A 14,031-nucleotide genomic window follows, 5' to 3' on the forward strand; every position below is an offset into this window, starting at 1 on the left:
CTTACTTCGTGGCGGCACTGTAAGTGATACAGTGCTCCACGATCGCATCCTGCACCTCGCGGTATGGCCGGGGCCTGCCGTTGAAATTCTGCATGAGTATGACAACCGCCAGCAGACGTCCCCCGGGAGCCTGCGCGTAACCAGAAAGGGCGCTGACACCGCTGACCGTTCCGGTCTTTCCGCGGAAGAAGGCGCCCTTCCGCATATGACGCATCCGGCGCGCAAGCGTCCCGTCACTTCCGGCTTCAGCGAGCGTGGAGGCGTAGCGATCGAAATATCGTCCCAGCGCCATCTGCCGCAGCAGTCCCGACAACGCTCGCGGCGTAATTAAATTGTAAAACGAGATTCCCGATCCGTCACGCAGCGCAATCCCCTCGGTAGATATCCCGGCATGGCGCAGGATACGATCGATTTCCTTCAGTCCATCCTCCGCCGAAATTTCCCGGCTCTGCCGACGCAGGGCGAGTGCGCGCAGCAGCGCTTCCGCGCAGAGATTGTCGCTGTCTTTATTTGCTTCTTCGAGGACGGCTTCGAGTGGATGCGAGACCTCGGCGAGTTGCCGTACGGGTTCGTCCACGGAAGAGAACGCTATGACGGTGCTGTCGGCATCTACTCCCAGACCGCGGAAGGCATTCAACAGCAGATCTGCAAAAACATCTTCCGGACGCCAGAGGCTGAGTTTCTTGGCCGTTCGTCGCCCGGCGCGCAGACTTCCCTCGATAATGATATGATTGCTGCGTGGCAGCTTGCGGATGGAAAGCCGGTCATGCCGCCCGCTCGCCGCATGATTCTCCACATGCAGCAGGCTGCTTGAGGGAAAGACCTCAACTTCAATGGATTTCCCGTATTGCGCCGGTGCTTTCATGCGGAGTAGAACGGTATTGCCATCCACAGCGAAGCTGCCGAGATAGGGCATGAAGGGGTCGGACTCATCGTCCCACATCCACCCGGCACCGTAAAACTGTTCATCCAGTAACGAGGTGTCGAGCAGCAGGGTATCAATATGGCGCACGCCATTCTGTTGTGCGATTTCCGCAAGTTTTTGAATATCTTGGGAAGTCAGCAGAGGATCGGCAGCACCGGGACAGAGCAGTGTGCGAGCGCTGCTGTCTACGGCGAAGAGGCGCGTGCGAAAACGGAAATGCTCGTTCATTCCAAGTACAGCGGCAGCTGTCGTCACCAGTTTGGCGTTTGAAGCCGGCCGGAGGAGAAGATCGGCATGACGCGAGTACAGTTCCTTGCCACTGCGGATGTCAACGATATGCACAGCGGCAAGCGTCTTGTCGAAGAGCGGTGACTGCAGGGTTTTATCGATTGAAGAAACCAGTGCTTCCCGTGCAAGCTTTTCGGCGACACCGGGAGGATCATGCGATCCTTTCGCAACGATGCCGGACTGCGCCGATAGTCCGGGCGTGCAGAACATAAAAAGAGAGAAGAAATAAATCGCGATGCGCATTCTCATAGCACCCATATTTCTGACTGTGGTACTGACCGCAATTCCTGATTATGCAGAAACTGCATATTTTTCGGCCCCGGAATATGCAGAAACTGCATATTTGGTCGTGAATTCCTCGTTTTCAGATGAGAATCCATCGTTTCGGGAAGCTATCGCGACGCCCCGGGGACCAGCGGAGGGCGACAGCCTTGAATTCGCGGGTTTTTCCGAGGAACTGCAGAAAATTTTTTCCCGCGAAAAAATTCAGTCCATCATATCAAAACTCCCGCCGAACTGCAAAATCTACGGCTTTGACGTTGGCGACTATTCAGGCGACGATGGGATGGATGTTGTTGTTTCCACGAGGGATGCAGATGCGCGATCACGTGAAATGCGTGTACATTTCTTTATCAATGAAGGAGCGGAATTCCGCGTCGTCAACACATTGACGCGGCGCTTCGTGCTTGAACCCATTGAAGTAGGATTCTCCATTGAACGGGGACGCGTGCTGGTCACCGAAAAAACAGGGGATTTCGGGTGGCGCATGACAGGGTATGCCATTCGTGATCGCGTATTTCGACGAGTGTACGAGTGGCGTACGGGACGCGTACCGTACAGGGGAAGAGAAACCGCGGTCGCCTGGGAGCGCGCACGCGATTACATGGAGAATCTGGAGGACGAACACTACTTCGGCAGCAACACCAAGCGCAGTTTCCTTCGACAGAAATACTATGCGCTGCCGTTGTTCGCTGCGGGCTCCGAGCCACCGAAAGACATCAGGCAGTCCATCGGAGATTCCACCGCACTAATGATCGTGCAGGGGGGAAGCAGCTGGCATGGACCGGAAGACTGCAGTCTTTCCGTCTCCGGCCGTTATGACAGCAGCAACGTGTATTTCGATTTCCAGGTACGTGACGACCGGCTGCTGTACAACACGGACAGCGATTCAAGCGATTTCGCCGCCCTGTATTTCGATCTCAGCCGCAAACCGAGAATTCGTCCGGGCGGAGATGCGCAGGTGTATTCACCCAACACGCAGTTCGGCGTGGTTGTCCTCATGGGTGACGGCGAAGCACGGGGACCCGTGGTCGAACTTCGCGGCGCGAAACTGGCCAGGGCACACGCCTCCTCCATCAGTGTCAACATGCAGAAGCACGTCGACCCCTTCGCTCCGTGGCATTTCGAGGTCACACTCCCACGCGCGCTGTTTGCTGATGAATCCTCGCTGCCGCCCGCAGGATTTGTAGCTGTCTATCACGATGTCGACTATCCCGCCAATCTGCACTGGGTGTCGCTGGCTTCCACCTCGCGCGGTTATGTCGCGGATGCCCCGGAAACGTATGGACGCATGCATTTCGTACGTGACGTGCGCAGGGAGTGGGAATGGGAAAACCTGGCGACTCGCGACCTGTCGCGTGAGCTGCGCCGGGCGGGCGTTCTGCCCTGAGCGATTCTTGCTTCCCCAAATGAAATCCTGTAATTTGAATGATTGTGTAACGCGCAACCCGTAGGGTATGACTGGCTTTGTTTTCACATTTTCGCTTCTCTGTACTGCCGCGCTGCAGGCGGATCCCGCCGTGCTTCAGCGTCCGGAAGCGGCCATTCTGCGTCCCCTGCTCGAAGCTGCACTTCCCGCTGCCCACCTGACAAGTGCGCGGGGCAGCGAACTGCGCGTCCATCCCGTCTGTACCCGTCGATCCACTTCGGAAGAGGGGATCGACACCTACCGCACAACCTTCCTGTGCAGGGAATACCGGGCACCGGTGCCGCCGCTGCGGCGTCATCGTCCCATTCGCGCACCGACCTGCTGTTGAGTCATCAACCGTCTCCCAGGTATTCCCACACTACGAATTTACAAGAGGAAGCATGCTGAACTTCGTATCCAAATTCTTCGGCGGCAACAGGCATGATCGCGATTTGAAAACGCTGTATCCGATCGTCGAGGAAATCAATGAAATTTATGCGACACTGGAATCGTTGACGGACGATGAGCTCCGTGCAAAATCGCAGGGGTTCAAAGACCGTATCAAGGAAGCAACGGCTGAAATAGAGCAGGAAATTGAAGAGACGCAGCAGAAGCTGAAGGATGACGTCGGCGAGAGCGACAGGGATGCCCTCCACGAGAGCCTCAAGCAGCTGCGTGAGGATCTCAAGGACACCATTGAAGACGTCCTCGACGAGATTCTTCCCGAAGCCTACGCGGTGGTGAAAGATACCTGCCGGCGCCTTGTCGGACACGAATACGACGTGGTCGACGGCAAGATGACATGGAACATGATTCCATTCGACGTGCAGCTCATCGGCGGTATCGTCCTTCACAACGGGAACATCGCAGAGATGGCCACGGGTGAAGGAAAGACCCTGGTCGCTACACTGCCGATTTTCCTCAATGCCTTGCCGGGGAAAGGCGTGCACGTGGTCACGGTGAACGATTACCTGGCCCGACGCGACAGCGAGTGGATGGCGCCCGTGTTCGAATTTCACGGACTCACCATCGGCTGCATCCAGAATCACCTCGGTCCCCAGGAGCGTCGCGTTCTGTACAATCAGGACATCACCTACGGCACCAACAACGAGTTCGGTTTCGATTACCTGCGCGACAACATGGTCATCGATCCCATCGAAATGGTGCAGCGTCCCCACAACTACACCATCGTTGATGAGGTCGACTCCGTGCTCATTGATGAAGCGCGTACGCCGCTGATCATCAGTGGTCCCGTAGGCGAAACCGATCACAAGTTCGACGAGATGAAACCCCGTGTCGACCGCCTGGTCAACGCACAGAACGCCTTCGTGGCCAAAATCATTGCTGAAGCCGAGCGCCTGCTCAAAGATGGCAAGCCCGAGGAAGCCGGTGTGCTGATTTACCGCGCGCAGAGGGGACTCCCGAAGAACAAGCGTCTGCTCAAACTGCTCAGTAATCCGGAAAACGAAACGCTGATGCAGCGCACGGAAAACACCTATCGCGCTGACAACGCCAGGCGCATGCCGGAAATCATCGATGAGCTGTATTTCGCCATTGATGAGAAGACATACGTGGTGGATCTGACGGACAAGGGTCGCGAATTCCTCGCGCCTTCGAAGGATGAAACCGACTTCTTCGTTCTTCCCGACATCGCTGCCGAACTGAGCGCGCTCGAGGGACAGGGACTCGACCCGAAGGAACTGCAGAAGGAAAAAGACAAACTGCAGCAGATCTATGCTGAGCGCAGCGATCGCATTCACACCGTGCATCAGCTGCTCAAGGCCTACTGCCTGTATGAGAAGGATGTGGAATACGTCGTGCAGGACGGCAAGATCATGATCGTCGATACCTTTACCGGGCGTATCCTGCCGGGACGGCGGTATTCCGAGGGACTGCACCAGGCCATCGAGGCGAAGGAAAACGTCAAGGTCGAAGGCGATACGCAGACACTGGCGACAATCACCCTGCAGAACTATTTCCGTCTCTACAACAAGCTCGCCGGCATGACCGGTACCGCGGAAACCGAGGCAGGGGAGTTTTATGAAATCTACAAGCTCGACGTGGTCGTGATCCCCACCAATCGTCCCATCGTGCGCGACGACCAGGAAGATCACATCTACAAGACCAAGCGCGAGAAATACAACGCGGTCATCGATTACATCGAGGAAAACCGGGAAAACCGTCAGCCCACGCTCGTCGGTACCACCAGTGTCGAAGTATCCGAAACCCTGTCGCGCATGCTCAAGCGACGTGGGGTACCCCACAACGTACTGAACGCCAAGCAGCATCAGCGTGAGGCGGAAGTCGTCGCCAACGCCGGTCTGCCCGGCGCCGTGACCATCGCCACGAACATGGCGGGACGCGGTACGGATATCAAGCTGGGTCCGGGTGTGAAGGAAGCCGGGGGACTGGTGATCATCGGTACCGAACGCCACGAGGCACGGCGCATTGACCGTCAGCTCCGTGGACGCGCGGGACGACAGGGTGACCCCGGTGTGTCGCGATTCTACCTTTCGCTGGAAGATGACCTGATGCGTCTTTTCAAATCCGACCGTATCGCTTCGGTGATGACACGGCTCGGTGTCGAAGAAGGCGAGGTCATCAAGCACTCGATGATCACAAAGTCCGTCGAGCGTGCCCAGCGAAAAGTCGAAGAAAACAACTTCGGCATCCGCAAGCGTCTGCTCGAATACGACGATGTCATGAATCAGCAGCGTACGGTGATTTATTCCCGCCGTCGCCAGGCACTCATCGGCGAGAACCTGCGTGACGAAATCTACGATATGGTCGACCAGTATGCAGAGGATCTCGCCGAGCAGTACTGGGGAGCAGGGGATATGGACGGACTCCGTGAGGAAGTGCGCCGCAACCTGGTCATCGATCTTGAACTCGACAGCGAACGCATCAGTATTTCAGGCGCATCCGAGCTCAAAGAGCAGATCGTCACCACGGCAATGGATTTCCTGCGCCGCAAGGAAGAAGACCTCGGAAGCGACGTCATGCGCCAGCTTATGCGCATGTCGCTTCTTCAGGTTATCGACATTCGCTGGAAAGAACATCTGCGCGAGATGGACGATCTGAAGGAAGGCATTCACATGCGAGCGTATGGTCAGAAAGATCCCCTGATCGAGTACAAACGCGAGGCGTTCGACCTCTTCGTCCAGATGCTCGGCATGATCAACCGTGAAGTTCTCGGCATGGTCTTCCGCCTGTATCCTGTGCAGGAAGAAATCCAGCAGCGCAGACCGCAGGGACCGAGCGTTTCACAGCTCGTCACGCAGCATCAATCGGGCGCAGGCATGGGATACCATGCGAACCAGGAGGCGCAGCCCGGTCACGAGGCGCCGCAGGAGGCGACAGCCGGAAAGCGTCAACCCATCCGCGTGGAGAAAACGCCGGGACGCAACGAACCCTGTCCCTGTGGCAGCGGAAAGAAATACAAACATTGTCACGGCGCACAGTAAGAATATCTGTGCGCGTGTACGCCAGAACACGCAAGAGGAATACCTGATCACGCAGCAGGAGGTGACACCGTGACGATTCGCGGTGACGTAATGCTCTGCAGATCCTGCGGGGCGGAAAACTCCGCGCTGGATCTTCGCTGCCGGGAATGCGGAGCGTATATCCGCGACCGCGTGCCTGCGATGGACCTTTTTTCCTCCCTCTGGGGAATGATTGAGCGTCCTTCGTCCACGCTGCTCCGCTTTGCACGCAGTGAGCAGAAAAACTACGTGCATCTGCTGTTCGCGTTCACCGGTCCGCTCTGTATCACCGTGCTGTTCTCCGTGCTGCAGCTCGGAGACAGGGGAGTGGCATTCAGCTATCTCCTGCTCGGGATCGCGGGTGGTGGCCCCGTTGCCGGTCTGTTGCTTTTCCCGCTTCTCGCATTGCTGCTCATGCGCCTCCAGCCGATGTTCGGCGTCCGTCTCGGGTATCGATTGACTGCCGGTTACCTGGCCTACAGTATGTCGCCATTGATGTGGGCGTCGGTTCTGCTGGTCCCTCTGCAGCTCGGGATTTTCGGATTGACGCTGTTTTCCGTCAATCCTCCGGCATGGAGCATGCAGCCTGTTCCTTTCTGGTTGCTGTTCGGGCTCCAGGGCATCGCAATGATCTGGAGTATGCTGCTGCTGCCGCTTTCCCTGAAAGTGCATGGTGTCGCGTACGGACGCGGATTGCTGTACACTATGATCTGTTACCTTCTGCTCGCCGCGTTGCTCACGGTCTGCGGCCTGATAATAATGACGATTTTCCCCTGACCAATACCCGGATACCCCATGGCCGATGCCCGCATGACTCCTGACGCAATTCTCTCCGCATTCAATGACGGACTCATTGTTTCCTGCCATGTCGAAGAAGAGGCAGGGGAGAAGCTCGGACTCGATGCGCTACGGTATTTCGTGCATGCGGCCGTCGAGGGCGGGGCTGCCGGGCTGCGTATCGAAGGTGTCGAGCGCATGCGTACAGTTCGTGAGCTCACGAAACTGCCACTTATCGGCTTCATCGAAGGAAGCTATGCTGACGGGTCCGCGCTGATCACGCCCACACTCGACGATATCGACAGTCTGCTGTCCGCCGGCGCTGATATCGTGGCCATCGACGCGACAAAGCGGAAGCGTCCCGGAGACATCGACGGATTTATCTTCTTCGAACAGGCGCGGAAGCGCTTCAAAGCCCCGCTCTGGGCCGATGTCGCGACTTTCCGCGAGGGCGTACGCGCTGCCGAAATGGGTGCGGATATCGTCGCGACGACGCTGGCAGGCTATACTGCGGGCACCGCTGTGCAGGATTATCGTACACCCGATTTCGTCCTCATCCGCGAACTGGCATCCGCTCTTACCACACCGGTCATTGCCGAGGGTCGTATCTGGACACCCGAAGATGCCCGGCATTGCACCGCACTGGGAGCCCATGCCGTGGTCGTTGGCTCCGCCATCACCCGTCCCCAGCTCATCACGCGCATGTATGTCGATTCCCTGCAGGGACCGATTCCCCCCGCGCTGCAGCGTCCGCATTAAGGAGAAAAGGGGACGGATATTTCTCGCAATATTCTCATCGTTTTGTTGTACTTTAGAACCTATGCTTCCTTGAGTTTCGGTGCAGGGAGGCGTATTTTAGTGCTTATGCGACCGACCGGGAAGCCGGTCAACCACTCTTACCGGACAGCAGGGGCAGCGGCCCAGCCGTTCAGGTACCAACAGAGCTACGACGTGAACAACCACTAATCTCTATAATGGAGGCATATTAAAATGCAGCATGTTCTTGGAACCTTTTTACTGCTCCTTCAGGAAGCCGGGGACAACTCGGGCATCGTCAACTTCCTCGTTGAGAAATTCAACCAGGGTGGCGGTTTCATGTGGCCGATCCTTGCCTGCCTGGTGCTGGGTCTCGCCTTCGTGATCTTCAAGTTTATTTCCCTCGCTCGCGCGTCGGTGAACACCAAGAAGTTCATCGTTGAAGTCAAGAAAGCCCTCGATAACGGTGGCGTCGACAAGGCCATTGAAGTCTGTTCGACCAGCAGCGGTTCCGTTGCCAGCGTCTTCCAGGCCGGTCTGATGCGTGCCGACGAAGGTATCGATGCAGCAGAGAAGGCCATCATCAGCTACGGTTCCATCGAGATGTCCTTCCTCGAGCGCGGAATGATCTGGATCTCGACGTTCATCTCCATCGCACCGCTGCTCGGTTTCGCCGGTACGGTCGCAGGTATGATCCAGGCATTCGACAGTATCGCAGCCGCAAAGAACATCTCCCCGGAAATCGTCGCAAGCGGTATTTCCGTCGCACTGCTCACCACGCTGTTCGGTCTGATCGTTGCAATGATTCTGCAGGTGTTCTATAACTACTTCATCTCCCGTATCGACAAGCTCGTTGTCGACATGGAAGAGAGCTCCATCGAGCTCGTGGACTCACTTGTCATGCTGGAACGTGGAAAGAAGGTCGCCAACTAACCATCTCTTCCGTATCCAATCATCACTAGGAGTCACCCATGTTTCGTAAGAAAAAGAGACCGGGCGCGGAGATCAGCTCGAGTGGCATGGCGGATATCTCCTTTCTGCTGCTGCTGTTCTTCCTGGTGACCACGACGATCGACGTGGACACCGGTATTGATCTCGTTCTTCCGCCCTGGGTCGAAAATGCTGAGCAGGTTGCCGTCAAGTCGGACAACATTGCAAACCTCCTGGTCAATGAGGTCGGCGATGTGCTTCTCAATGAGAAGATCATCGGCGTGCCGCAGATCAGGGCGGAAATGATTTCCCGCATCAAGGCGAATCCCAAGCTCATCATTTCCTACAAAACAGTGCGCGATACACCCTACAAGATTTATATCGACGTCATGGATCAGCTGAAACTGGCATACACCGATCTCCGTGAGGAATACAGCCGTGAGAAATTCGGCAAGCCCCTCGACGAGCTCAACGAAGAACAGATTCAGGAAATCCGCAAGGCCATACCCCAGCGTATCTCCCTTGCAGAGCCGACCCAGGCGGAAGGGTAAGGAGTAACGCACCATGAAATTTCAGAAAAAAATCTCAACCTCTGACCAGGGCATTCCCACATCGTCACTGCCGGATATCATCTTCATGCTGCTGATTTTCTTCATGGTTTCGACCGTGTTGCGTGAAGTCGACATCCAGGTGCAGTACTCGCTGCCGGAAGCCATCTCGGTCGAGAAAATTGACAACAAGCGCCTGCTGTCCTACATCTGGATCGGCAACGACGAGCGCATTCAGATCGATGACAGCATCGTGCCTGTCAGCTCGATCAGCAACATTGCATATCAGAAACGCATGAACAATCCCAACGTGATCATGTCCCTTCGCATCGACAAGGGCTCGCGCATGGGTATTGTCAGCGATGTGCAGCAGGAACTGCGCCGCGCAGACGCTTTACGTATCAACTATTCGGCGCTGGTCAAACTCTGACCCGCCGTACCGAACGCGGAAAAGGGCAGACGTCTTCCGGCGTTTGCCTTTTTCTTTATACATGACTTTCCCTGTGAACCTGGAGGTACAGGATTGAACGAAACAGCAGTACCGGGGGACCATGATACGGCGCAGGACGCCGATGTGAACCCCATGTCTGAGGAGTCCGGTCAGCTTCCCGCGGATCCATATCAGGATGCAGCGCGAACGCTGGACTTCCCGCGTATCATCAATCACGTAGCCGGCTATTGCATCACCGGCTACGGAAAGGAACGCGTGCATGCGCTCGCGCCATCTGATGTCTTTGCCCTGGTACGCGATGAACTGAATCGTGTCGACGAGATGCGGGGGCTTATCGACGGTGAGGATTCCCCGCCGATTGAAGGACTCGAGGATACGCGTCCCGCGTTGCACCGCGCGGCAAAAGCCGGCAGTATGGTCGCAGCGGAAGACTTCCGAGACATTCTTCGCACCCTGATCACGTCGCGCAAGCTCAGGACGTTCTTCCTCAAGCGCAGAGAGCGCTGCGGCATGCTCGCCAACATGGCAGAGGAACTGCATGAAGACAAGATGCTGGAATACCACATCGACCGCGTGGTTGACGAGGAGGGAGGCGTCAAAGACGGAGCGAGCAAGGAATTGCGCGCCATACGCCGGGAAATCATTGAAAAATCCGGCCAGCTGCGCCGGCGCATGGAGAATATTCTCAAGCGGGTTTCCGAAGATGAAATTGTCATGGAGGAACTGGTCACCATGCGAGACGGACGCCTGGTGCTGCCGGTCAAAGTCGAGTACAAGCGCCAGATCGAAGGTTTCATTCACTCGACCTCGGCAACCGGACAGACGGTATACATCGAACCGACCGAAACCCTGGATCTCAACAACGAGATTCGCGACCTGCAGTTCGCCGAGATCCGTGAAGTCAACGCCATTCTCACCGAACTCACGGGACGACTGCGATCTGCGGTGGAAGCGCTGCTCCGCAGTATCGGCATGATTGCGGAGTTCGACAGCCTCTACGCCCGCGCACGGTATGGACGCGAGCATCTTGCGTCATCTCCCGTCGTGAAACTGGAGGGTCCTCTCGTCCTGCATCACGCGCGGCATCCGCAGCTGCTTCTGCACAGGCAGCGTAAGGACGTTGTGCCGCTCGATCTGACACTCGGCGATGAGGCAACGACGATTATCATTACCGGTCCGAACGCGGGCGGGAAAAGCGTCACAATGAAAACCGTCGGACTCTCCGCTCTTATGGTACAGAGTGGCATTCCCGTGCCCTGTGATCCTACCAGCGAATTCCCCGTGTACAAGAGTGTTCATGTAGACATCGGGGATGAGCAATCCGTCGAGAATGACCTCAGCACCTTCAGCTCGCATATCAGCCGCCTCAAGCGCATTGTCGAGCTGGCTGACCGCCACGCCCTCGTCCTCATCGACGAAATCGGCACCGGAACGGATCCCGCGGAAGGCAGCGCGCTCGGTGCTGCCATACTCGAGCATTTGACGCACACCAGGGCGCATGTCATTTCCACCACGCATCACGGCATGCTCAAGGCATTCGCGCATGCGCAGGAAGGAATGAGCAATGCCGCGATGGAATTCGATCTGCACACGCTGCAGCCCACATACGTGTTCCGTGCGGGACTCCCCGGAAGCAGCTACGCGTTTGAGATCACGCGCCGGCATGGCATGGCGAGGAATATCATTGATCGTGCGCGGGAGATACTCGGGACGCAATCGGACGCACTTGAACAGCTGCTGGCGGAGGTTGAACGGCAGTCGCAGGATCTCGGGATACGCCTGCGCAAGGCCGAGCAGCAGGAGGAGCAGTATCGGGCCCTGCTTGCGGAATACACAGCGAAGCAGAAGGGACTCAAGCAGGAGGCGCGGCAGATCAAGCGCCAGGCCCTCGAGGAAGCGGAGAACATCGTTCAGCAATCCAATGCCGTCCTCGAAGAAGCGATTCGTTCCATCCGCGAGCAGCAGGCGTCGAAAGAGGCCATCCGTGAAGCGCGTGATCGCATGCATGCACAGAGGCAGCAGGTCGAAAAGGCCGTCGAGGAAAACAGGCCGCAGGAAACACGCGGAGAAGACACCGGCGACGCCCAGCTGCAGCAGGGAGACCAGGTGGCCATGCGTGATACGCCATCGACCCAGGGTGTCGTACTTGAAGAACCATCAGGGGGAAAAGTGGCGGTCGCGTTCGGAAGCATCCGCATGCAGGTTGACGTTGACAGCGTTCGCGTTCTCCGGAAGCAGAAGCCGAAAGAAACCGTGTCCACCACCCAGCACCTTCCCGAACCCGTGAGCGGAAATGAAGTGGATGTGCGCGGGATGTACGGAGACGATGCGATTCGCGAAGTCGATCGTTTTCTCACGCAGGCATGGTCGAGCGGACTCAAGCGGGTGGACATCATTCACGGCAAGGGAACGGGCGCATTGCGCAAGCGTGTGCATAGTTACCTCAAGGATGTGCATTTTGTGCGTGAATTTGCCCTTGGCGAGTGGAATGAAGGCGGTTCCGGGATGACAAAGGTCTATTTTCGCGAGGATTAGCGCGCTTCGGGCGCTGCGCCTCTTCTTGGAATTGGGGGCTCTATTCCGTATTATGGGCGCGGAATAACCTGCCACAAATACGCAACAGAGCGTGATTCAGTCCATTCGTTCCATCCTCGTAGCGAATCGGGGAGAAATAGCAGTACGCATCATCCGTGCATGCCGTGAAATGGGTATACACACGGTGGCCGTGTACTCTGAACCCGATGCCGCAGCACTTCATGTACGTATCGCCGATGAGGCCTGGTGTATTGGTCCGGCCGAATCAGCCAAAAGCTATCTCCTGCAGGACACCATCATCGAGGTGGCGAAAAAGACAGGCTGTGACGCCATCCATCCCGGCTATGGCTTCCTGTCGGAGCGCGCCCCCTTTGCGCGTGCCGTACGCGAAGCAGGGCTTCTGTTCATTGGTCCCGATGCCTCGGCAATCGAAACCATGGGCGACAAGACCTCGGCACGAAAACTGATGATCGAACGCGGCGTTCCGGTCGTTCCCGGTACGGAGAGCGCAGTCACTTCGCCCGATGAGGCGGAACGCATCGCAGCTGAGGTCGGCTATCCCATTCTTCTCAAGGCAGCTGCCGGCGGCGGCGGAAAGGGGATGCGCGTAGTCGAGCAGCCGGATACCCTGCGCAAATCCCTCGAATCCGCACAGAACGAGGCGAGGGCAGCGTTTGGTGATGACAGGGTCTACATCGAGAAGTTCGTCGTCGAACCACGGCATATAGAAATCCAGGTGCTCGCTGATGCGCACGGGAATACCGTGCACCTCGGTGAACGCGAATGTTCGATACAGCGCAGGCATCAGAAAGTCGTTGAGGAATCGCCCTCCGCCATTGTGGACGAGGACTTGCGTCAGCGGATGGGCCAGGCGGCAGTGGAAGCTGCACAGGCCTGTGGCTATGTCAATGCCGGTACGATTGAATTCCTGGTAGACAGTGACCGGAATTTCTATTTCCTCGAAATGAACACGCGCCTGCAGGTTGAGCATCCCGTCACGGAGATGGTGACTGGGCTCGATCTCGTCAAGCTCCAGATCCGTGTCGCGGAAGGACACCCGCTGCCCTTCGAGCAGAAGGATATCAGCTTCCGCGGGCATGCCATCGAGTGCCGGCTGTGCGCTGAAGACGTACGGAATAACTTTCTACCCGATACCGGCATTATCACCACCTATCGTCCCTCCCAGGGCTTTGGGTTCCGTGACGATTCCGGCGTCACTTCAGGCAGCGAGATATCGATTCACTACGACCCCATGTTTGCGAAGCTCGTCGTGTGGGGAATGGACAGGGAAGACGCCATACTGAAAATGCGCCGGGCGCTCGATGAATTTGTCATCGAGGGAGTGGAGACCACCATTCCATTCTGTCGTTTCGTGATGGATCACCCGAACTTCATCAGTGGCGATTTCCAGATCGATTTCGTCCAGAAGCATTACAAACCTGAGAAGCTCGCGCTCCCCGATGAAGATGTCGAGATTGCCGCAGCCATCGCTGCAATCGAAGCCCTGGAAGTTCGCGTGCCCATGCCGGTCAACGGCAGCAATGGAGCGAAAAAACGCTGCTCCACCTGGGCACTCAAACATCGCGCGGGAGGGATGTTATGAGTCAGTGGACAGTACGTATCGGTGACAACGAATACCACATCGAACGAAG

Annotated in this window: 11 protein-coding genes; 10 read left to right on the plus strand and 1 reads right to left on the minus strand. The window is 56.9% G+C overall.

Annotation, left to right across the window (positions count from 1 at the left end):
• Position 1: 1 nt before the first annotated feature.
• Positions 2–1,462 (minus strand): D-alanyl-D-alanine carboxypeptidase/D-alanyl-D-alanine-endopeptidase, encoded by a 1,461-nt coding sequence (gene dacB, locus KQI65_05765; protein ID MCB2204238.1) that lies wholly within the window; start codon positions 1,460–1,462, stop codon positions 2–4.
• Between the two features lie 100 nt (positions 1,463–1,562).
• Here dacB and KQI65_05770 point away from each other — a divergent pair, with 100 nt between their 5' ends.
• The 10 genes from KQI65_05770 (at position 1,563) to accC (ending at position 13,982) form a co-directional block, all read left to right on the plus strand.
• On the plus strand, positions 1,563–2,882 hold the full coding sequence (locus KQI65_05770) for a hypothetical protein (GenBank protein ID MCB2204239.1): 1,320 nt from the start codon (positions 1,563–1,565) through the stop codon (positions 2,880–2,882).
• 67 nt (positions 2,883–2,949) lie between these two features.
• Positions 2,950–3,249, plus strand: coding sequence for a hypothetical protein (locus KQI65_05775; protein MCB2204240.1), 300 nt, complete (start codon positions 2,950–2,952; stop codon positions 3,247–3,249).
• Positions 3,250–3,301: 52 nt separating this feature from the next.
• Positions 3,302–6,364 carry a preprotein translocase subunit SecA gene (gene secA / locus KQI65_05780; GenBank protein MCB2204241.1) on the plus strand — a complete coding sequence of 1,021 codons (3,063 nt, stop codon included), beginning with the start codon at positions 3,302–3,304 and terminating at the stop codon, positions 6,362–6,364.
• 69 nt (positions 6,365–6,433) lie between these two features.
• Entirely contained in the window at positions 6,434–7,159 is a 726-nt protein-coding gene (locus tag KQI65_05785; protein MCB2204242.1) for a hypothetical protein, read from the plus strand.
• Between the two features lie 18 nt (positions 7,160–7,177).
• The gene (locus KQI65_05790; protein ID MCB2204243.1) at positions 7,178–7,918 is read left to right on the plus strand and encodes a putative N-acetylmannosamine-6-phosphate 2-epimerase; all 741 of its coding nucleotides are present in this window, start codon (positions 7,178–7,180) and stop codon (positions 7,916–7,918) included.
• A 231-nt stretch (positions 7,919–8,149) separates the two neighbouring features.
• Complete coding sequence (locus KQI65_05795) at positions 8,150–8,848, plus strand: MotA/TolQ/ExbB proton channel family protein (protein ID MCB2204244.1); 699 nt, start codon at positions 8,150–8,152, stop codon at positions 8,846–8,848.
• Between the two features lie 38 nt (positions 8,849–8,886).
• Positions 8,887–9,396, plus strand: a complete 510-nt coding sequence (locus KQI65_05800) for a biopolymer transporter ExbD (GenBank protein ID MCB2204245.1) — start codon at positions 8,887–8,889, stop codon at positions 9,394–9,396.
• A gap of 13 nt (positions 9,397–9,409) precedes the next feature.
• Complete coding sequence (locus KQI65_05805; GenBank protein ID MCB2204246.1) at positions 9,410–9,823, plus strand: biopolymer transporter ExbD; 414 nt, start codon at positions 9,410–9,412, stop codon at positions 9,821–9,823.
• A gap of 93 nt (positions 9,824–9,916) precedes the next feature.
• The gene (locus tag KQI65_05810) at positions 9,917–12,379 is read left to right on the plus strand and encodes an endonuclease MutS2 (protein ID MCB2204247.1); all 2,463 of its coding nucleotides are present in this window, start codon (positions 9,917–9,919) and stop codon (positions 12,377–12,379) included.
• Between the two features lie 94 nt (positions 12,380–12,473).
• Positions 12,474–13,982 (plus strand): acetyl-CoA carboxylase biotin carboxylase subunit, encoded by a 1,509-nt coding sequence (gene accC, locus KQI65_05815; GenBank protein ID MCB2204248.1) that lies wholly within the window; start codon positions 12,474–12,476, stop codon positions 13,980–13,982.
• Positions 13,983–14,031 lie beyond the last annotated feature (49 nt).

It is taken from the genome of bacterium (assembly GCA_020444325.1).
Taxonomy (GTDB): domain Bacteria; phylum Bacteroidota; class Ignavibacteria; order SZUA-365; family SZUA-365; genus BM516.